General features: G+C 73.3%; 14 protein-coding genes. 3 read left to right on the forward strand and 11 right to left on the reverse strand.

From position 1 onward, the window contains the following. Positions 1-30: 30 nt before the first annotated feature. Both ACIRQF_RS17630 and ACIRQF_RS17635 read right to left on the reverse strand, forming a co-directional pair. Entirely contained in the window at positions 31-3,900 is a 3,870-nt protein-coding gene (locus ACIRQF_RS17630) for an endo-alpha-N-acetylgalactosaminidase family protein (protein ID WP_404093105.1), read from the reverse strand. A 130-nt stretch (positions 3,901-4,030) separates the two neighbouring features. Next, positions 4,031-4,540, reverse strand: coding sequence for a hypothetical protein (locus tag ACIRQF_RS17635; protein ID WP_382483180.1), 510 nt, complete (start codon positions 4,538-4,540; stop codon positions 4,031-4,033). 252 nt (positions 4,541-4,792) lie between these two features. Between ACIRQF_RS17635 and ACIRQF_RS17640 the strand changes: the two genes are divergently transcribed. After that, complete coding sequence (locus tag ACIRQF_RS17640) at positions 4,793-5,404, forward strand: YceI family protein (protein WP_376636644.1); 612 nt, start codon at positions 4,793-4,795, stop codon at positions 5,402-5,404. A 214-nt stretch (positions 5,405-5,618) separates the two neighbouring features. Beyond that, positions 5,619-6,737, forward strand: a complete 1,119-nt coding sequence (gene dnaN, locus ACIRQF_RS17645) for a DNA polymerase III subunit beta (RefSeq protein WP_404093109.1) — start codon at positions 5,619-5,621, stop codon at positions 6,735-6,737. A gap of 21 nt (positions 6,738-6,758) precedes the next feature. On the opposite strand, the gene ACIRQF_RS17650 is transcribed toward dnaN, so the two are convergent. From ACIRQF_RS17650 to cimA, 3 genes are read right to left on the reverse strand one after another with little or no spacing between them, the layout of a single operon-like run. Continuing rightward, on the reverse strand, positions 6,759-8,102 hold the full coding sequence (locus tag ACIRQF_RS17650; RefSeq protein ID WP_376636646.1) for a hypothetical protein: 1,344 nt from the start codon (positions 8,100-8,102) through the stop codon (positions 6,759-6,761). Positions 8,103-8,160: 58 nt separating this feature from the next. Continuing rightward, the gene (locus ACIRQF_RS17655; RefSeq protein WP_404093112.1) at positions 8,161-10,497 is read right to left on the reverse strand and encodes a glycoside hydrolase family 3 protein; all 2,337 of its coding nucleotides are present in this window, start codon (positions 10,495-10,497) and stop codon (positions 8,161-8,163) included. A 50-nt stretch (positions 10,498-10,547) separates the two neighbouring features. After that, complete coding sequence (gene cimA, locus ACIRQF_RS17660) at positions 10,548-12,164, reverse strand: citramalate synthase (RefSeq protein ID WP_376636648.1); 1,617 nt, start codon at positions 12,162-12,164, stop codon at positions 10,548-10,550. A gap of 531 nt (positions 12,165-12,695) precedes the next feature. Here cimA and ACIRQF_RS17665 point away from each other — a divergent pair. Beyond that, positions 12,696-13,403, forward strand: coding sequence for a hypothetical protein (locus ACIRQF_RS17665; RefSeq protein ID WP_404093115.1), 708 nt, complete (start codon positions 12,696-12,698; stop codon positions 13,401-13,403). Positions 13,404-13,419: 16 nt separating this feature from the next. Here the strand turns inward: ACIRQF_RS17665 and ACIRQF_RS17670 are convergent, their stop codons facing one another. The 6 genes from ACIRQF_RS17670 to ureA all read right to left on the reverse strand — a co-directional run bounded on the left by ACIRQF_RS17670 (position 13,420) and on the right by ureA (position 20,065). Beyond that, a complete protein-coding gene (locus ACIRQF_RS17670) occupies positions 13,420-14,754 on the reverse strand; it encodes an MFS transporter (protein WP_376636650.1) in 1,335 nt (444 codons plus the stop codon). Between the two features lie 81 nt (positions 14,755-14,835). Continuing rightward, positions 14,836-15,390, reverse strand: coding sequence for a TetR/AcrR family transcriptional regulator (locus ACIRQF_RS17675; RefSeq protein ID WP_376636703.1), 555 nt, complete (start codon positions 15,388-15,390; stop codon positions 14,836-14,838). Between the two features lie 143 nt (positions 15,391-15,533). Next, positions 15,534-16,412, reverse strand: a complete 879-nt coding sequence (locus ACIRQF_RS17680; protein WP_376636651.1) for a glycosyltransferase family 2 protein — start codon at positions 16,410-16,412, stop codon at positions 15,534-15,536. A 233-nt stretch (positions 16,413-16,645) separates the two neighbouring features. Beyond that, positions 16,646-17,665 (reverse strand): agmatine/peptidylarginine deiminase, encoded by a 1,020-nt coding sequence (locus ACIRQF_RS17685; protein WP_376636652.1) that lies wholly within the window; start codon positions 17,663-17,665, stop codon positions 16,646-16,648. A 19-nt stretch (positions 17,666-17,684) separates the two neighbouring features. Beyond that, complete coding sequence (locus ACIRQF_RS17690) at positions 17,685-19,367, reverse strand: urease subunit alpha (protein ID WP_404093120.1); 1,683 nt, start codon at positions 19,365-19,367, stop codon at positions 17,685-17,687. Further along, positions 19,367-20,065, reverse strand: coding sequence for an urease subunit gamma (gene ureA / locus ACIRQF_RS17695; RefSeq protein ID WP_404093122.1), 699 nt, complete (start codon positions 20,063-20,065; stop codon positions 19,367-19,369). Before ureA ends, ACIRQF_RS17690 begins: the two co-directional genes overlap by 1 nt. Positions 20,066-20,071 lie beyond the last annotated feature (6 nt).

Here is a 20,071-nt window from a genome sequence, read left to right on the forward strand (position 1 = left end):
CCGCCATCCGCCCGCACCCCTCGGGTCCCGCTAACCGCCGCAGTGGAAGCGCGCGTTCCCCCAGTCCGCGTGGTCGTTGCCGTTCCCGTCCCCGCCGTCGCCGACGACGAGCTCGACGTACGACGCCCCGGTGACGTCGGCGGTGAGCGCCCAGGCGCTGTCGGCGGCCCCGAGGACCGGTGACCTCACCTTCTCCACGCCGTCGGCGAGCACGCTGAACCGCACCGAGCCGCGACTGGTCTGGACGTCGTCCACGCCGACCTCGGCGGTGAGGGAGGTGCAGCGGCCGCCCAGGTAGTAGCGGACCTTCGCCGGGGCGTGGGTGCCCAGGCCCTTGGCGTAGGCCGTGCCCCCGATGCGCAGCGGGCTGCCGTCGCCGGTGCCCGTCTCGCCGTTGGAGAGGTCCCTCTCGACGGGGCCCCAGCCGTTGGCCGCCGAGGTCCAGTCGAGGTCGCTCACCCAGGCGTCGGCGGTGGGCGGCGGGGGCAGGGTGCGGACGGTGGTGGCCGCGGTCAGTGTCCGGGGCGCGCCGCCGATCGCGTACGTGACGCTCGCGCCGAGCTCGTAGGGCCGGTAGGCGGCGTCCACGGGCGGGGTGACCCGCCAGGTGGCGGTGCCCGTCCCGCCCGCGGCGACCGGGTCGAGGGTGACGGGTGCGGCCGGTTCGGCGGTCCATCCCCCGGGGAGGGCGAGCGTCGCCGTGGCGCCGTGGACGGCGGCGGCCTCGTCGTTGCCGAAGGTGGCCGTGACGGTGGTGGCCCGGCCGGGCTCCAGGGTCTCCGGCGCGGTCACGGCGAGGGTGCCGCAGGCGGCGCCCTCGGGGGCCGGGCCGAGGTCGGTGACGGTGAAGCGGTCGAGCACGAAGTCGGCGCCGTCGGGGGCGTCGGCGCGCTTGCGCAGCCCGGTCCAGGTGTCGCCGCAGCCGGCGGTCACGGTCTCGGCGAAGTGCCCGGTGGTGCGCTGCTGTCCGAGGGGGGTGCGGCGGGTCTCGACGGGCGCTCCCTGACCGTGCGTACGGTCGTAACCGGTGACCCACTCGTAGGCGCCGGCGTGGCTGGACTGGTAGGCGTACTCGACCCGGTAGCGGTGTCCGTCCTCCATGGGGACGGTCCAGGGCGCGGTGCGGTAGACCAGACCGGCGTTCTCGTCGTGCGACTTGAGGGACTCGGCCCCGTCGAGGACGTCGTCGACCGCCTTTCCGTTCCAGCCGGCCCGGGTGTACGGGGCGTGCACCTGGGCGATGTGGGTGCGCGGGTCGGTGGTGCCGCCGGCGTCGCCCTTGAAGAAGGGGCCCCAGCCCTGGTCGACCGCTTCGAAGTCCTCGTACACCAGGGCTCCGGCCCGGGTCGCGGGGGCGTCGGCCACGATCCGGACGTCGTCCACGCGGACGATGGCCGACGGGCCGCCGGCGGCCTCGATCCTCAGCGCGGTGCTGCCGCCGGCGGGGGCGGTGAAGGTGACCTTGGCGCGCTGGAAGCGGGTGCCGTTCCAGTCGGAGGCGGCGACCCGGTCCTCGAGCACGGAGCGCTCGACGGTGACGGAGCGGCCGGCGACGGAGAGCGTGGTCGGGCGGTTGCCGCCCTGCTCGACCTCGATCAGGGCGGAGGCGGTGTACCGGGCGCCGGGGGTGAGACCGGTGATCCGCTGGCGCACGGAGGCGGGGGCGGAGCCGCTGAGCCGCGCACTGTTGCGGCCCTGGGCGTCGGTGTCGCGGGCGACGGTTCCGGTCGTCGTCCAGGAGCTCAGCCGGGCGTCGTTGAAGCCGGGGTCCCTGACCGGGGTGCCCTGGCCCCACCGCGGGGAGGCCTGCTCGGGCGCCCGGTTCGGGTAGAGGACGTAGGGCTGTCCGGCGACGGCGTCGAGGGTGACGCGGCCGTGGGAGGGCGTCACGGTGCCGGCCCTGACCCGCCCGTTGTCGGTGAGCCGGTACACGGTGTACGAGCCCTTGCCGGGCACGGACCAACTCGTCCTGCCGCCGGTCTTGTTGTAGTGGTAGAGCTTGTCGCCGCCGGCCCAGGGCAGCAGGTAGGCGTCGCCGTCGAGGACCTTGCGGCCGTTCTCGTAGAAGGTGCGGCGGCCGTTCTCGACGGTGCCGCGGACGCCTCCGGTGAAGGTGATGTCGTTTCCGTCCCAGCGGGTGATCCGCTGGTGCTGGAGGTACTTGGCGGGCAGGTTGCGCTGCCAGATGTTGGCGGAGAAGGCCGTGTAGTCGGTCTCGCCGGTCCAGCCCTCGAAGTCGACGAGGGCCGTCTGGCCGAGCACCGGGTGGTCGTTCCAGACGTCCTTCTCGTTGTTGCGGATGAAGCGGACGATCCGGGAGTTGAGGCCCTTGTTGGTGGCGCCGCCGTAGTCGAGGTCGTTGGCCCAGTGGGACCACAGGGAGGCGCGCTCGAACTTCTCGGACCACTCGGTGGCGACGTTCCAGCCCTGCGCCTGGACGGCGCGCAGCGTCTTGTCGGCGATCCAGCCGTGGGTGTAGTAGACGTCGACGTAGAGCATCGACAGATTGGGGTCGGTCTCGTCGCGGAGCTGCTGGAAGCGGCGGGCGAGATCGCCGCTGTTCACGTCCCGGCGCTGGTCGATGTAGTAGCTCTGGTTGAGCCAGTTCCAGCCGGGCCTGGTCCGGTCGACGAGGGTCTCGCTGAAGTTCCGGGCCTCCGGGTACGCCTCGGTGGCGTTGACGTGGACGCCGAAGCCCGCCCCCCACTTCCGGCCTTCCCGGAGCAGGGTGTTGAGGTCGGCGAGGCCGCCGGCGCGCTTGTTGTAGTTGCCGCCGTAGTCGGGGTGGGCGGAGTCGTGGCCCTCGGAGCCGTAGCCCTTGAGCAGGGCGAACTGGCCGAGCCCGTCGGTGGCGAGGGAGATCCGCTTGACGTCGTCGAGGGTGCGCAGGAACGGGTGGGTGGCCTGGGAGGCGAAGTTGAACGGGATGTGGGCGACGACCCGGTCCGGGGTCGCGTCGCTGCCCGGTGCCTTGACGCCTATGGAGCGGAAGGCGACGGCGCCGTCCTGCCAGTCGACCGTCCCGTCGGCGTTGGCGTCAGGGGTCACGACGACCTTGGCCCAGGGCAGGTCGGCGCCGCTCTCGGGGGCGGGAGCGCCTTCGCCGCGGTAGGTCCACTGGCCGGACCAGACGCCGACGCGGGTCTCGGGGGCGCCGGTGCCGGTGGTACGGGTGCGGGCCTGGTGCCAGAAGCGGGCACCGTCGCGGGCCGAGGGGCCGGCGGGCTTGTCGTAGGAGGAGTTGGACTCGACGGCGGCGGCGAGCTGCCCGGTGTTGACGATCGCGTAGCTCGCCCCGGTGGCGGTGGTCTCCGCCGGGGTGGCGGCCGTGAGCTTCGTGAAGACGTCGGCGGTCCGGGTGGAGTCGGGGTCGAGCCGGGTGAAGGCGGTCGCGGCGTCCCCGTCGGCGGAGCCGACGGAGACCAGGTCGTGGCCGGGGATGTCGAGGGTGCCGACGCGGAAGGCCTCGGTGTCGCGGACGGCGGTGACGGCGAAGGTGGTGGCCCGGCCGTGGACGCTCAGCCGTGCGTCGATCTCGACCCCGGGCAGGTCGGGGAAGGCGAGGGTGTACGCGGCGGAGTCGGCGGTCACGACGGGGGCGGCCGTGGTCCGTACGGCGTGGCCGGTGCCGTTGAGGACGACCTGGGTGACGGGGGCGGTGGAGCCGAGCAGCCGGGCGCCGGTGGCCCGGTCGGTGTACGACAGGACCCGGGGGAAGTCCTCGGCGACGGCGACCGCGAGCCGCTCGGAGCCGATGACGGTTTCGGCGCTCGGCCGAGGCGCTTCGGGGGCGCCGGCGCGGGCGGGGCCGGCCAGGGCGAGGACGGCGGAGGTGGCTGCGGCGAGCGCGCAGGCCGTGCGCAGCCGCCGGGCCGCGGAGGGAGGGTAGGGGTGCGACATGCGCACCAGTTGGCCCGGGTCGCGGATCACCGTCAACGAGTTCGCGCGCCCGGGGGCCCTCCAGTCCAACAACCCCCTCCGGTTAGTCCAAGTGGCCTCCGGAGGGGGCGCGTCGGCGGGCGGCGGATGCTCAGCAGCCGCCGCAGTTGTAGTAGGTCACGTCCCAGTGGTTGCCCTCGTCGGCGTAGACGTTGCCGGAGGCGGACTTCCACTGCGGGGCGCCGTCACCGCGCAGGCCGATGTAGGTGAACGTGTTCTTCACGTAGTTGGTGACGCAGGTGGCCTTGCCGAAGTCGAGCTTGTAGCCGTTCCAGTGCGAGTAGGTGCCGCTCGCGTGTCCGGTCTCGGTGCCGCCGGTGATGTTGAGGGCGCAGCCGCTGGCCCCCTTGAGGGTCTGGGCGCCCTGGGCGGTGGCGAGGTTCAGCTGCTCGAAGGACGTGCAGGTGGCGTTGTAGCGGTCGGAGCAGCCGCCGGACGAGGACCAGGTGATCCCCACCTGGCGGAACATCGAGGTCGCGGTGGCGTGGCTGATCTTGGTGGCGGCGTGGGCCTCGCCGGCGGTGGACAGGACGCCGAAGCCGGGGGCGAAGAGGGCGCCGAGGACCAGGGCGAGGGCGGTGAGGACGGAGCGGATTTTCACGTTGCCTCCTGCGGGTGACCGTGCGTGCGGATGGGGACGGCTGTGCAGGTGGTGCTCGCCGAGATGGTGACGCATGTCTACGCGCGTTCGCCAGAGGGCGTCGCGGGATCGGTGGTGCCGCGCGGGTGAACATCTCGGCGCGACGCGACAGAGATGTTGAAACTTGAACGGAATAGGTCTATGGTCGTTCTCGTTGAAGGTTCAACAAAGCGCGGAATCCCCCGCCGCGCACCACGTCCCCAAGGAGCAGTCATGGGTCTCTTCAGCCGCAAGAACAACGAGTCCGCCGTCGCCGTCGCCACCCTCCCGGTCGACCCGGCCCTGGCGGCCCTGACCGGCGACTACACGATCGACCCCGCCCACAGCAGCATCGGCTTCACCGTGCGCCACGCCATGGTCACCAACGTCCGCGGCTCCTTCGCCGAGCACGAGGGCACCCTGACGCTGGACGGCTCGAACCCGGCCGGCTCGTCCGCGGCCATCGACGTCAAGATCGCCTCCATCGACACCGGCATCGCCGACCGTGACGGGCACCTGCGCAGCGGCGACTTCTTCGACGCCGAGCAGTTCCCGACGATGAGCTTCCGCTCCACGGAGGCCGAGCAGCTGGGCGGCGACAAGTACCGGATCAAGGGCGACCTGACCATCAAGGACGTCACCAAGCCGCTCTCCATCGACCTGGAGTTCAACGGCACGGCCACCGACGTCTACGGCAACGAGCGGGTCGGCTTCGAGGGCTCCGCCGAGATCCTGCGCTCCGAGTGGGGCCTGACCTGGAACGCGGCCCTGGAAACCGGTGGCGTCATGGTCAGCGACAAGGTCAAGCTGAACTTCGACATCTCCGCGATCAAGAACGCCGCCTGAGCCTTCCGATCCCCCGCCCGACAGGACTGACGTCCGGCCCTGCCCGGCCCCCACGAGCGCGCCCGCCTCTCCGCATCCGCGGAAGGCGGGCGCTCGGCGTTTCCGGGGGCGGGCGGGCCCGGCCGAGGCCTGGGCCCGGGAAGGGAGCCGAGGTCGTGGCGCCCTGAACTGCCGGCCGACCGCGATTGTCAGTGGGGGTCGCTAGCGTCGCGGCATGGAATTCCGTATCGACAGCGGTGTGTTGACCGAAGCCGTCGCCTGGGCCGCCCGCGTGCTGCCCGCCCGCTCCCCCGTGCCCGTGCTCGGCGGGCTGCTCCTGGAGGCGGCGGACGGCCGGCTGCGCGTCTCCGGGCTCGACTACGAGGCCTCGGCCCGGATCGAGGTGGACGCCTACACCCTGCGGGACGGCAGGGCCCTGGTGCTCGGGCGGCGGCTCCTCGACATCTGCAAGGTGCTGCCGCACGGCCCGGTCGACTGCGGCGTCGACGGGGCCCGGCTCTCGGTGACCGGCGGCGGGGCACGCTTCGGGCTCTCGCTGCTCCCCCTCGACGACTACCCCGCCCAGCCCGCGCTGCCCGCACGGCGCGGCGAGGTGGACGCGGCCGCCTTCGCGGCGGCCGTCGGGCACGTGGCGGTGGCGGCCGGCCGGGACGACTCGCTGCCGGTGCTCACGGGGATAAGGCTCGGCCTGGAGGGCACGACGATGACGCTGGCCGCGACCGACCGCTACCGGTACGCGGTGCGCACGCTGGAGTGGAAGCCGGAGATCCCGGCCGAGGGCGTCGCGGACCCGGTCGACGTGGTGGTGCCGGCCCGCCGGCTGACCGAGATCGCCCGCTCGCACGCGGGCGCGGGGACGGTCGGTCTGGCACTGGACGCCGGCTCCCTCGGCTTCGAGAGCCTGGCCTGCCGCACCACCACCCGACTCATCGACGGGCGGCTGCCCCGGCACGACAAGCTCTTCGCGCTCGGCGAGCACGCGGTGGCCGTCACCGAGCGGGCCCCGCTCCTGGAGGCCGTGAAGCGGGTCGCGGTGGTCGCCGAGGGCGACAGCCCCGTCCAGCTCTCCTTCGACGGGAGCGGCGTGCACCTGCAGGCCGGGTACGAGGACGACGTGGCCTCGCAGCGCCTGCCCGCGACGCTGAGCGGTGCCGGGTCGATGACGGTGGCCTTCCATCCGGGCTATCTGCTGGACGCGCTCGGCTCGTTCGAGGCGTCCGAGATCGGCCTGCGGCTGCTGGGACCGGGTCAGCGGGCGCTGATCACGGACGCCACCGACGGCGGGGCGGGCACCCACCGCCATCTGCTGATGTCGGTGAAGCCCCTGGTCTGAGCCGTCCGATCCGGACGGGGCTCAGAAGCCGCCGCCCCCGTCGAAGCCTCCACCGCCGTCGAAGCCGCCGCCCCCGTCGAAGCCGCCGAAGTCGTTCGACCCGAAGTCGCCGGAGCCGAAGTCGGCCCCGGAGAAGTCGCCGCCCTGGAAGTCCCCGCCGCCGTATTCGGCGGCGTAGGCGGGGGTGGAGAGCGCCGAGCCGAGCAGGGTGCCCATGAGCAGGCCGGGCAGCATGCCGCCGCCGAAGTAGCCGCCGGCCCACGGGCCGTACGCCGGGCCGGCCTCCCAGTAGGGGCGTCGGCCGTCGCCGGTCTCGACCGTGCGGGCCATCGGGTCGAGCCCGTCGTCCAGGCGGGCGGCGTCGGCGGCGCAGACCGGGACCTGACGGGCCGGCCCGCCGGCCGGGGACCAGGTGCGGTCCTCGGTGGCGGGGCCGTGGCGCGGGTCGAAGAAGCAGGGCGGACGCCGCTCGGGCAACGGGCGGCCCTCGCGGCGGGCGGCCAGGGCGGCGAGCGAGAAGCGCCCGTCCTCCAGGGCCTGGGTGACCGGGCGCACGTCGTGCGGGCGGGTGGCCGAGCCCATCAGGGACTTGGCCTGGTCGTACGCGTCGAGGGCACGTTCGTAGTCGCCGCGCATGGCGTCGTCGGCGCCGGCCTCGGCCGGGTGGAAGTCCAGCCGCTCCAGCTCCTCGCCGAAGGCGGTGATGTCCTCGTCGACGACGACCCGCAGCCGGTCGAGCGCCTCGCGCTCCTCGGCCTCCCGGCGGCGCCTCTTCTGCCGGACGACCGCGTAGGCCCCGGCGCCGCCGGCCACGACGACCGCGCCGAGGGTGATCAGTCCGCCCACCGGGACGCCCTCGTCGGTGCCGGCCGAGCCCCAGGAGGCCGGGGCGGAGCCGCGCATCGTGGGGAGGGCCTGGTCGACGAAGTTGTTCAGCTCGGTCTTGGCGCCGACGCCGGGCTGGCGTACGGAGGTGACGAGGTTGTCCACGGCGGCGCGGGACATCACCGAACGGTCGGCGCCGGCGTCGAAGCCGTTGCCGAGGCGGACGGCGTAGAGCCCGGTGATGCCGGTCTGGGTGCGCAGGTTGCGCAGCAGGTTCTCGGGCGGGAACTGCGCGTTCGCGGGCAGGACGGCGACGAAGAGCGGCTTGTCGGCGTTCTTGATCTTCTGTGCGAGGGCGTCCGCGTCGGCCTTCGAGAGCTGGGCGGCCGCGCCGGGGTCGACGTAGACCGGGCCGTTCTTCAGGGCGGCGGCCGCGTCGGGTACGCCCGTGGCCCTGGCCCCTGCGGTGGGGGCCAGGACCAGGAGAAGCAGAAGGAGCAGTCCGCCGAGGGCCGACAGCACCGGGATCCTCGTCCTCATACCACCGTGATTACCCCCAAAACGTTGCATTCAGACCTACTGCCGTACGGCTGTGCGATCAGCGGGCGACGGCCTGGGTGGTCAGGCCCCAGCCGTAGGCGAACTGGGGGGAGCCGCCGCGTTCGGCCGCCTTCAGCGGAAGCTGCTCGGCCGACCTCGGCCACGTCACCGGAAGCCGGCCGGTGAAGCCCCGCCGCCCGTAGAGCACGTCGGCGACCCCGTCGCCCTCGCTGCCCGGCAGCCAGGAGGCCACGAGCGCGTCGATCTCCCCGAGCCGGTCGCCGATGAGCTGCGGGCGCCCGGAGACGATCAGGACCACGCACCGCATCCGCGTGCAGACCCGGTCGACGGCCTGCTTGTCGGCCTCCGAGAGCTCCAGGTCGTGGCCGTTGGCGCCGACGTCGCCGACCCCTTCCGCGTACGGGTCCTCCCCGACGACGACCACGCCGACGTCGTGCCCGGCCGTGGGGGCGGAGGCGTCCTCGGAGTAGGTGACGCGGGCCTCCGGGTCCGCCCTGCGCAGCGCGTCGAGGACCGTGGTGCCCGGGATCGCGCGGCCGGCGGTGCCCTGCCAGCCGATGGTCCAGCCGCCCGCCTGGGCGGCGACGTCGTCGGCGTTGGAGCCGGCGACGTACAGCGAGCGCCCCTTCCGCAGCGGCAGCACCTGGGCGGCGTTCTTCAGCAGTACCTGGGACCGGGCCACGGCCTCCCGGGCCACCGCCCGGTGCGCGGCCGAGCCCACGTCGGCCAGGTGGGTGGTGTCGGCGTACGGCTTCTCGAAGAGCCCGAGGAGAAACTTCTTCTCCAGCACGCGGCCGACCGCGTCGTCGACGCGGGAGAGCGGGATCCGCCCCGCGGCGACCTGGTCCGTGACGATCCGGACGAAGTCCTTGTAGGTCAGCGGGGCCATCGTCATGTCGATGCCGGCGTTCACGGCGTCGCGTACGTCGTCGGCCGCCTCACCGGGCATCTGGTCGACGGCCTCCCAGTCGCTGACGACGATGCCCCGGAATCCGAGCTCGCCCTTCAGCACGCCGCTGATCATCTTCTGGTGGGCGTGCATCTTCACCGGCCCGCCGGACTCGCCGGCGATCTCGAGCGACGAGAACGAGGGCATCACCGAACCGGTCCCGAGCTCGATCGCCCGCCGGAAGGGTGCGAGATGGACCTGCTCCAGTTCGCGCCGGTCGACCAGGGTGGCGCCCTGGTCGAGGGTGTACGGGGCCCGGCCCGAGCCGTAGGCGGTGCCACCGTCGCCCACGAAGTGCTTGGCGGTGGCCAGCACCTTGTCGTTGCGGGCGAGGTCCCGGCCGTCGGCGGCGCCCTGCAGCCCGCGGACGGCGACGGCGAGGGACGCGACCAGTTCCGGGTCCTCGCCGAAGGACTCGTAGGTCCGCCCCCAGCGCACGTCGCGGACCACGCAGACGCAGGGCGAGAAGTTCCAGGAGACCCCGGTCGCCCGCGCCTCCTCGGCGGTGATCGCGGCGAGCCGTTCCACGAGTGCGGGGTCGCGGGCGGCGCCGAGTCCGATGTTGTGCGGCATGACCGTGGCGCCCGCGACCAGGGCATGGCCGTGCACGGCGTCGGCGCCGAGCAGCAGCGGGATCTGGAGGCGGGTGGCGCGCGCGTACCACTGGTAGGTGTCGTTGGTCTGCCGCCACTGTTCGGCGGTCCGTGCCGCCGCGCCGTCGGGCACCGCCTCGTGGACGACCGAGCCCAGGGCGTAGGAGGTGATGTCCTCGTAGGCGGCCAGGGTGTTGCGGCCGGCCTGGGTCATCTGCCCGATCTTCTCCCCCAGGGTCATCCGCCCGAGCAGGTCGCCGACCCGCTCCCGTACGGGCCGGGCCGGGTCCAGGTACGGCAGCCCGTTGGCGTCCACCACGACCAGCGGGGCGCGCTCGGGCGGGGTCGCGCCGGTGACGTCGAGGACGACCGGGACGGCCTCGGCCGTCTCGGGCGTCCTGTCGCGCAGGGTCGGGACCTCGACGGCGCGGGTGCTGCCGGGCAGGGCACCGGCGGGGAAGGTGAGGGTGCCGGAGGAGGCGCGGTAGTCCCGGGAGGGCTCCGCGGCCCGCGAGCCGGCGACTGGTGCGGGCGGGCCCGCACGGCCGCCCGCCGCCGGGCGGGCCGCCGTCGTCCAGCGGACCGTCACCGGACGGGTCAGCGGCCGGGTGGCGTCGATCCGGAGGCGGACCCGCGCCGTGCCGCCCTCGGCCACCGTGGTGACCGGGGAGGCGAGGAGCCGCACCGGGCTCCGGTCCCGGCCGGCGCCGGGCGCGGCCCCGGGCGCGGCCCCGGGCGCGGCCGCGGCGGTGCCGAGGCCTCCGGCGAGCAGGGCGGCCGCCACACCGGCTGCGACCGCGCCGCCCGCCGCACGAAAAACATGACGAGTCATACCGGACATGCTGGGGCGTATCACCCCGGGAATTCCGGTACGACGCGCGGCTATTCGGCCGGTTCGATGCCCGCCCGCAGCAGGCCGTAGGTGTAGGCGTCCTCCAGGGCCTGCCAGGAGGCGGCGATGACGTTCTCGCCGACGCCGACCGTCGCCCACTCGCCGTTGCCGTCGCTGGTGGTGACCAGGACCCGGGTCGTCGACTCGGTGCCGTGGCGGCCCTCCAGGATGCGGACCTTGTAGTCGACCAGCTCGAACTTGGCGAGCTGCGGGTAGATCCGCTCCAGGCCGACCCGCATCGCCAGGTCGAGGGCGTTGACGGGACCGTTGCCCTCGGCGGTGGCGACGATCCGCTCGCCCTTGGCCCACAGCTTCACCGTGGCCTCGTTGGCGTGGGTGCCGTCCGGCCGGTCCTCGACGATGGCGCGCCAGGACTCGGTGCGGAAGTAGCGGCGCGGCCGGCCCTCGGCCTCCTCGCGGAGCAGCAGCTCGAAGGAGGCGTCGGCGGCCTCGTAGGTGTAGCCCTTGAGCTCGCGCTCCTTGACCCGCTCGACGACCCGGGCGACCAGGTCGCGGTCGCCGCCGAGGTCGACGCCGAGCTCCTTGCCCTTGAGCTCGATGGAGGCGCGGCCCGCCATGTCGGAGACCAGCATCCGCATGGTGTTGCCGACCAGCTCGGGGTCGATGTGCTGGTAGAGGTCCGGGTCCACCTTGATGGCGGAGGCGTGCAGTCCCGCCTTGTGCGCGAAGGCGGAGACGCCGACGTACGGCTGGTGGGTGGACGGCGTGAGGTTGACGACCTCGGCGATGGCGTGCGAGATCCGGGTCATCTCGGCGAGCGCCCCGTCGGGCAGCACCTTCTTGCCGTACTTGAGCTCAAGGGCCGCGACCACCGGGAAGAGGTTGGCGTTGCCGACCCGCTCGCCGTAGCCGTTGGCGGTGCACTGGACGTGGGTGGCGCCCGCGTCGACGGCGGCGAGGGTGTTGGCCACGGCGCAGCCGGTGTCGTCCTGGGCGTGGATGCCCAGCCGGGCGCCGGTGTCGGCGAGGACGGTGGCGACCACGGCCTGCACCTGCGCGGGCAGCATGCCGCCGTTGGTGTCGCAGAGGACGACGACGTCGGCGCCGGCCTCGTGCGCGGCCCGGACGACGTCCTTGGCGTAGCCGGGGTTCTCCTTGTAGCCGTCGAAGAAGTGCTCGCAGTCGACGAACACGCGGCGGCCCTGGGAGACCAGGTAGGAGACGGTGTCGCGGACCATCTCCAGGTTCTCTTCGAGCGTGGTGCGCAGCGCCAGCTCGACGTGCCGGTCGTGCGACTTGGCGACGAGGGTGACGACCGGGGCGCCGGAGTCGAGCAGCGCCTTGACCTGCGGGTCCTCGGCGGCGTTGCCGCCGGCCCTGCGGGTGGCGCCGAAGGCGACGAGCTCCGCGTTCCTGAACGCGATCTCCTGCCGGGCGCGCGCGAAGAACTCGGTGTCGCGAGGGTTGGCGCCGGGCCAGCCGCCCTCGATGAAGCCGACACCGAAGTCGTCGAGGTGCCGTGCGATGGTCAGCTTGTCCGCGACGGTGAGGTTGATTCCTTCGCGCTGGGCGCCGTCGCGCAGCGTGGTGTCGAAGACATGGAAGCTGTCGTCGAGGCGCGGGCGCTCGCCGTTCTCCGTGGTCATGACGTGTTGGCTCCTGTCGGATGTGGCTCCGGAAGGTCTGGATCCACTTGCCCCCATTCTCACGCGCTGTCCGTTTCCGGCGATGGTGGGGCCGGAAAACGAAAAAACCCCTCGCGGGTGCGAGAGGTCTGCGCGCGGGTCTGGGGCACGGTGGCCGCCTGCGTGGGGGTCGTTCCACGCCTCAGCGGTCACTGCGGACCGGCGCGCTGCTGCCGATAATCATGGTGGTAGCGAGCACGTCGGCAGTTTGCCACAGCCGCGCGAGTGACAGGACCGCAGTCTCAGGATGCGGGCGGCCAGCCGGTGGTACGGATCGTCCGCGTGAACACACGACCGCCTGCCGGACCTCCTTCCGGGCCACCCTCCGGGCCCCTCCGTCCGCCCCCACCGCCGGAACCCGACCCGGAGCGCGGTTCCGGGTCGGGCCACGGCGCGACCCCGCCCGCGGAGCCCCCTCCATCCGCGGAGCCCCCTCCGTCGGCCGGCGGCGGCCGCCGCCGTGTCGTCCTGTTCACCGCCGGCGGGGTGCTGGTGGCGGCGGCACTGGGCGTCGGCCTGGTCGCCCTGCTGGGCGGGGGCGACGACGACGGCCCCACGACGGCGAACCCGCCGGGTCCGACGACGTCCGGTCCGCCGGTCGACTCGTCCGCGGCCCGGGCGGCGGCGCACGCCCTGGCCCTGCGCGTGGTCATGACCCCCGAGGACTGGGGAGCCGGCTACACCAGGGGCGACCCGTACGAGCGGGACCCGGCGGGCGAGTACGAGGTCGGGAAGGACTGCCAGGGCTTCGACCAGGCGGCCCGTTCGGGCACCCTGGCCGCGATCAGCCGCACCGTGAGGAACGACCGCTCCGCACTCGACTCGACCACCGAGGTCCGGGTCTTCTCGGACCCGGCGACGGCCAAGGCCTTCGTCGACGGCGCCGAGGACACCACGCGCCGCTGCACGACGCAGCGGTACGCGAAGACGCGCTGGTCGTCGATCCACCAGGCCACCGAGCCCGAAGTGGTCGGACTCGAGCAGGTGATGGCCGAGGAGGGCACCCAGACGGCCGCCGCCGACGGCGGCAGGACCGATTTCCCCTACGTCCTGTACACCGGCCGCAAGGGCGACACCGTGGTGAGCGTGCTCGCCTACGAGACCCGCGCCGGCGTCGCGGCCTTGCGGCCGCGCGCCGGGGGCGTCCTCCAGAAGCTCCAGCGGCGCCTGGAGGACGCCCGCGCGAGCGCCGGCCCGTGAGACCGGCGGAGCCCGGTCAGACGGCGGGCGCGGCGGCCTTCTCCTGCTCGCCGGCGGCTTCCGGCCGCCCCTTCTCGCCCACCCGGCCCAGGTCGATGTCGCGGGTCTCGCGCATGGTGACGTACACGACCAGCGAGACGGCCGCGCAGCCGGCGACGTACCAGGAGTAGCCGGACTCGATCCCGGCGTCCTTGAACCACAGGGCCACGTACTCGGCCGTGCCGCCGAACAGGGCGTTGGCGACGGCGTACGGCAGGGCGACGCCGAGGGCACGCACGCCGGTCGGGAACAGCTCGGCCTTCACGCACGCGTTGATCGAGGTGTAGCCGGTGACGACGACGAGCGCGAGGAGCGAGAGGCCGAGGGCCGGCCAGAAGGAGCCCGCGTGCCGCAGCATCGTCATGATCGGCACGGTGAGCAGGGTGGAACCGACCGCGAAGGTGATGAGCAGCGGACGGCGCCCGATCCGGTCGGAGAGCCGGCCGGCGAGCGGCTGGAGGCAGGCGAAGACGATCAGCGCGCAGAAGGACACCAGGGTGGCGGTCTGCTTGGGCAGCCCTGCGGAGTTGGACAGGTACTTGGTGAGGTAGGTGGTGTACGTGTAGTAGGCCACCGTGCCGCCCATGGTGAGCGCGACGACGAGGAAGGCCTCGCGGCGGTGCCCCCACAGGGCCTTGAGGGTGCCCTTGTCGCCGCTCGCGACGCCGGAGTCGGCGGTCTCCTCGTACACCTCCGTCTCCAGCATGGTGCGGCGCAGGTAGAAGACGACGGCCGCGCCGAGGGCGCCGACGACGAACGGGATGCGCCAGCCCCAGCTGTGCAGGGCGTCGGCGGACATGGTCCGCTGGAGGATGATCTGCAGCCCGAGGCCGAGGATCTGGCCGGCCGTCATCGAGACGTACTGGAAGCTGGAGGCGAAGCCGCGGTGCCGTGGGGCGGAGGCCTCGGTGAGGTACGTCGCGCTGGCGGCGTACTCACCGCCGACGGAGAGCCCCTGGAGCAGGCGGGCGACCAGTAGGACGGCGGCGCCGCCGTACCCCGCGACGGCGTAGGTCGGCGCGACGGCGATGAGGACCGCGGACGCGGACATCAGCGTCACGGTGAGGGTCAGGGCCGCCTTGCGGCCCTTGCGGTCACCGACCCGGCCCAGCAGCCAGCCGCCGACCGGGCGCATGAAGAAGCCGACGGCGAAGATGCCGGCGGTGTTCATGAGCTTGGCGGTGTCGTTGCCCTCGGGGAAGAACGCCCCCGCGAAATAGGTCGCGAAGCTCGCGTACACGAACCAGTCGAACCACTCGACCATGTTGCCGGCCGAGCCGACCCAGATCTTCTTCCAGTGCTCTCGTCCCATGGCCCCGAACCGTGCCGGAGACGACCGGGGAACAACAAGGGTGCAGAGAGCAACGATCAGGAGTACTTGCGTGCCTAAAGATCACGGAAGCAGGGTTTCGGCGACGAACTCCCTGACGTGTCCCAGTACTTGTTCGCGCCCCGTGCCGGGGATGCCGACCGCGACATGGACGCTGAACCCGTCGAGGAGCGCGCGCATGCGGTGCGCGGACCGGTCCGGGTCGACCGCCCGGAACTCCCCGCGCGAGACGCCCTCGGCGAGGATCGCGACGAGGTCCCGGTGCCAGGCGCCCTCGATGGCGGCCTGCCGGGCGCGGGCGTCGTCGTCGGCGTTCTGCGAGCGGTTCCAGACCTCGAGCCAGAGCGTCCAGTGCGGGTCGCGCGGCCCGTCCGGCACGTAGACGTCCACGTAGCCGTCGAGCCGTTCCCGCGCGGTCCCGGGCCCGGACAGCAGCGCGCTGCGCTCGGCCCCGAGCCGCCCCTCGCTCCATTCCAGGGTCTGCAGCAGCAGCTCGTCCTTGGTGCGGAAGTAGTAGAGCAGATGCCCGCTGCTCATCCCGACCTGCCGCCCGAGCCCGGCCATGGTCAGCCCGTCGAGCCCGCGCTCGGCGATGGTGTCCATGGCGGCGGCGAGCACGTCCTCACGGGGCGGTGCGGCCTGGTTGCGCCGGCGGGGTGGGGGGGTCGGGTTGCTGCTCTGACTCACTCGTACGTTCTACAGGATCGGCGGGTTGTCGGACCGGGGCTGCGGGGTGCCCGGGGCACGCCCGGGGACATCGCTCAGATGACCGGCGGGCGGCCGAGGCGGCTCATGCGCCAGACCGTGGTCCAGCTCATGGGGCGGCGGGCGCCGCCGGTGCGGCGGACGCCCTCGAAGAAGCCGCCGAACCAGGCGCGCAGGCCCGGCAGGGAACGGGTGCGGGCCAGCGTGAGCAGGGTCCAGACGCCCAGGTAGACGGGGACGAGCGGAACCGGGAGATTGCGCTTGGCCAGCCAGACGCGGTTGCGGGCGGTCATCCGGTAGTAGACCGCGTGGCGGGCGGGGCTGGTCTTGGGGTGCTGGAGCAGGAGCTCCGGCGCGTAGCGGACGCTCCAGCCGGCGTCGAGGGCGCGCCAGGCGAGGTCGGTCTCCTCGTGGGTGAAGAAGAACTCCTCGGGCCAGCCGCCGATCCCGTCGAGCATCCGCATCGACAGGCCGTGGCCGCCGCCGAGGAAGGTGGTCACCTCGCCGCCGCGCATCGGGTCCGACGCGCCGATCCGCGGCACGTGCCGCCGCTGCGTCTCGCCGTTCTCGTCCGCGATGCGGAAGGAGACGATGCCGAGCGCGGGGTCGGCCTCGTACAGGTCGGCGAGCCGCCGGAAGACGTCGGTGTCGACGAGCAGGCCGTCGTCGTCGAGGTCCACGAGGACGTCGACGTCGCCGAAGGCGCGGAGCGTCTCGATGGCGACGTTACGGCCGCCGGACACCCCGCGGTTCTCCGGCAGCTCGACGCCGTGCACGCCCTCGGGGAGCTCGGCGAGGGACCCGACGCCGTTGCCGATCACGACCACCCGGGTGGCCGGCTCGTCCTGCCGGGCCACGGAGTCGAGCAGGGCCCGCAGCTCCTTGGGGCGGTTGCCCATCGTCAACACCGCCACACCCACACGCGGTCGCGCCACAGCCCACTCCGTCCTTCACCGGAACACCGAACACCTGACCCCAGGCTCCGCGATGCTAGCTGCCCGGCGGCACTTCTCGTTCACGCGCAGGGCACCCGCCGCATGTACGGCGTCCACCCGGGCGGCTCCGGGGGCCGGCCGGCCCCCGGCTCACACCCCCGGGAGCGGCCCCCCGGCTCACACCGCCGGGACCGGCCCCCCGGCTCACACCGCCGGGACCGGCCGGCCCCGGCTCAGACCGCCGGCTGCTGCTGGGTGATGCAGTGGATGCCGCCTCCGCCCGCGAAGATGGTCCGGGCGTCCACCAGGACGACCTCCCGCTCCGGGAACAGGCGGCGGAAGATCTCCGCGGCGACCTCGTCGTGCGGGTCGTCGAAGGCGCACAGGACCACACCGCCGTTGCAGAGGTAGTGGTTGATGTACGAGTAGTCGACCCAGTCGCCCTCCTCGTCCTTCAGGACGGTCGGGGCCGGGACCTCGATGACCTCCAGCGGGCGGCCCTGCGCGTCGGTCTGGCCGCGCAGGAGGTTGACGTAGAGGCGGGAGCGCTCGAAGTCGGGGTGCTGGGGGTTCTGCTGGCTGTGCACGAGGACGGTGCCGGGGCGGGCGAAGGCGGCGACGATGTCGACGTGACCCTGGGTGCCGTAGAGGCCGTAGTCGCCGGCCAGGCCGTGCGGGAGCCAGATCGCCTTGGTGGTGCCGAGCCGGGCGTGGATCTCCGCCTCGACCTCCTGGCGGTTCCACTCGGGGTTGCGGCCCGCGCCGAGCTGCACGGTGTCCGTGAGCAGCACCGTGCCCTCGCCGTCCACGTGGATGGCGCCGCCCTCGTTCACCAGGGGGCTGCTCACCACGGGGACGCCCGCGGCGTCCGCCACGTGGCGGGCGATCTTGGAGTCGTGCTCCCAGCGGGCCCAGTCCTGCGCGCCCCAGCCGTTGAAGACCCAGTCCACGGCGGCGAGCCGGCCCTCCTCGTCCTTCACGAAGGTGGGGCCGATGTCGCGCATCCAGGCGTCGTCCAGCTCGCGCTCGACCAGCTCGACGTCCTCGCCGAGAAGGGCGCGGGCGGAGTCGGCGTCACCGGGCGCGACGACCACGGTCACGGGCTCGAAGCGGCGTACGGCGCGGGCCACGGACGCCCAGGCGGCGCGGGCCCCGGCCAGCTCCTCCGGGTTGGTGAAGGTGGGGTTGGGGCTGGGCCAGGCCATCCAGGTGCGCTCGTGCGGGGTCCACTCGGCGGGCATGCGGTACGTCATGGTCACGGGTCCTAGGGGATCAGAGGAAGTAGAGGCGGTTGAGGGAGACGGACTCCGCCGCCCCGGAGCGGATCGGCGCGCCGTCGAGGGAGACGAGGCCGGTGCGGGCGTCGACCTGGACGTCGCCGATCCGGGAGTTGCGGAGCAGGTCGGCCGGGCCGATGCCGCGGGTGCCGCGCACGGGGACGCGCCGGCGCCGGGTGGGCAGCCGGTCCCCGCCCAGGTCGATCGCCGCCTGGGCGACGAACGCCACCGCGATGTCGGCCGCGGTCGCACCGTGCGCGCCGAACTGCGGTCCGAGGACGAGCGGTTCGCAGGTGTCGGTGGCGGCGTTCGGATCGCCCACGACCCCGTACGCGGGGAAGCCGGACTTCAGCACGAGCTGCGGCTTGGCGCCGAAGAACTCCGGCCGCCACAGCACGAGGTCGGCGAGCTTGCCGACCTCGATGGAGCCGATCTCGTGTGCGAGGCCGTGGGCGATCGCCGGGTTGACGGTGAGCTTGGCGATGTAGCGCAGGACGCGCGCGTTGTCGTCGTGCGCGCCGTCGCCCTCCATGGGGCCGAGCTCGGCCTTCATCTTCCCGGCCATGGCGAAGGTCCGGCGTACGGTCTCGCCGGCCCTTCCCATCCCCTGCGCGTCGGACGACGTGATGCCGATCGCGCCGAGGTCGTGCAGGACGTCCTCCGCGCCCATCGTCCCGGCCCGGATCCGGTCGCGCGCCATCGCGGCGTCGCCGGGCAGGTCGGTCTTCAGGTCGTGGACGGAGACGATCATCCCGTAGTGCTCGGCGACCGCGTCGCGGCCGAAGGGCAGCGTGGGGTTCGTGGAGGAGCCGATGACGTTCGGCACGCCCGCCATCTTGAGGACGTTGGGGACGTGTCCGCCGCCGCAGCCCTCGATGTGGAAGGCGTGGATCGTGCGCCCCTCCAGAACGCTCAGGGTGTCCTCGACCGACAGGCACTCGTTGAGGCCGTCGCTGTGCAGCGCGACCTGGACGTCGTGCTCCTCGGCGACCCGGAGCGCGGTGTCGAGGGCCCGGGTGTGGGCGCCCATGTCCTCGTGGACCTTGAATCCGGAGGCACCGCCCTCGGCGAGCGCCTCGACCAGCGGAGCCGGGTCCGAGGAGGAGCCACGGCCGAGGAAGCCGATGTTGACGGGCCAGGCGTCGAAGGCGTTGAAGGCGTGGCGCAGCGCCCAGGGCGAGTTGACGCCGACGCCCCACACAGGGCCGAACTCCTGGCCGATGACCGTGGTGACGCCGCTGGCGAGCGAGGCCTCCATGATGCGCGGGGAGAGCAGGTGGACGTGGGTGTCGACGGCGCCGGCGGTGGCGATCAGGCCCTCGCCGGAGACGATCGAGGTGCCGGTGCCGACGACGACGTCGACCCCGTCGAGGGTGTCGGGGTTGCCGGCCCGTCCGATGGCGTGGATGCGGCCCTCGCGGATGCCGACGGACACCTTGCGGATGCCCTGGACGGCGTCGATGACGAGGACGTTGCTGATCACGACGTCGCAGGTCTCGCGGACGGCGGCCGCCTTCAGGTGGAGCCCGTCGCGTGCGGTTTTGCCGAAGCCCGCCAGGAACTCGTCGCCGGGCTTCTGGGAGTCGGCCTCGACGCGCACGACGAGTCCGGAGTCACCCAGGACGACCCGGTCACCGGCGCGCGGGCCGTGCACGGAGGCGTACTCGTAGGGGTCCATCACTCACCGTCCTCCGGGGCGTCGGCACCGAGATATCCGCAGGCCGCCGCCCTGCGCACAGCCTGCTCCTTCGCGCCGGGGGCGTCGAGGGGGCCGTCGACCAGGCCGGCGAAGCCGATGGCGACGCGGGCGCCGCCGATGGGCAGGAGGCCCACCTCGGCCTCGCCGCCCGGGTCGAAGCGGAAGGACGCGCCGGCCGGGACGGCGAGCCGCATGCCGTAGGCGGCGGCACGGTCGAAGTCGAGGCGCGGGTTGGCCTCGAAGAAGTGGAAGTGGGAGGTGACGCTGACCGGCACGGCGGCCGTGTTGCGGACGGTCAGCGTGACGGTGGGCGCGGGCTCCTCGTACGCGGGCCCGGGCAGCAGCGCGCCAGGGGCGCCGGGCCCGAGGGTGCCCCCGCCGATGGGGTCGGAGACCACCGCCAGCCGGGATCCGTCCTCGAAGACGGCCTCGACGTGCACCTCGGTGACGACGTCCGCGACGCCCGGCAGGACGTCGTCCGGCCCGAGCACGGAACGGGCCGCCTCGATCGCCTCGGCGAGTCGCCTGCCGTCACGGGCGGCCTCGCAGACGGTGTCCGCGATGAGGGCGGTCGCCTCCGGCACGTTGAGCCGCAGGCCCCGGGCCCGACGGGCGCGGGCCAGCTCGGCGGCGCCGAAGAGCAGCAGCCGATCGCGTTCCGTGGGGGTCAGTCGCACGTCCGT

It is taken from the genome of Streptomyces sp. NPDC101191 (genome assembly GCF_044767915.1).
Taxonomy (GTDB): Bacteria; Actinomycetota; Actinomycetes; order Streptomycetales; family Streptomycetaceae; genus Streptomyces.

Bases quoted from the DNA above. Each gene is read 5' to 3' on its own strand.
- ACIRQF_RS17630 (WP_404093105.1), bottom strand. From the start codon at position 3,900: ATGTCGCACCCCTACCCTCCCTCCGCGGCCCGGCGGCTGCGCACGGCC.
- ACIRQF_RS17640 (WP_376636644.1), top strand. From the start codon at position 4,793: ATGGGTCTCTTCAGCCGCAAGAACAACGAGTCCGCCGTCGCCGTCGCC.
- dnaN (WP_404093109.1), top strand. From the start codon at position 5,619: ATGGAATTCCGTATCGACAGCGGTGTGTTGACCGAAGCCGTCGCCTGG.
- ACIRQF_RS17650 (WP_376636646.1), bottom strand. From the start codon at position 8,102: ATGAGGACGAGGATCCCGGTGCTGTCGGCCCTCGGCGGACTGCTCCTT.
- ACIRQF_RS17655 (WP_404093112.1), bottom strand. From the start codon at position 10,497: ATGACTCGTCATGTTTTTCGTGCGGCGGGCGGCGCGGTCGCAGCCGGT.
- cimA (WP_376636648.1), bottom strand. From the start codon at position 12,164: ATGACCACGGAGAACGGCGAGCGCCCGCGCCTCGACGACAGCTTCCAT.
- ACIRQF_RS17670 (WP_376636650.1), bottom strand. From the start codon at position 14,754: ATGGGACGAGAGCACTGGAAGAAGATCTGGGTCGGCTCGGCCGGCAAC.
- ACIRQF_RS17685 (WP_376636652.1), bottom strand. From the start codon at position 17,665: ATGACGTACCGCATGCCCGCCGAGTGGACCCCGCACGAGCGCACCTGG.
- ACIRQF_RS17690 (WP_404093120.1), bottom strand. From the start codon at position 19,367: ATGGACCCCTACGAGTACGCCTCCGTGCACGGCCCGCGCGCCGGTGAC.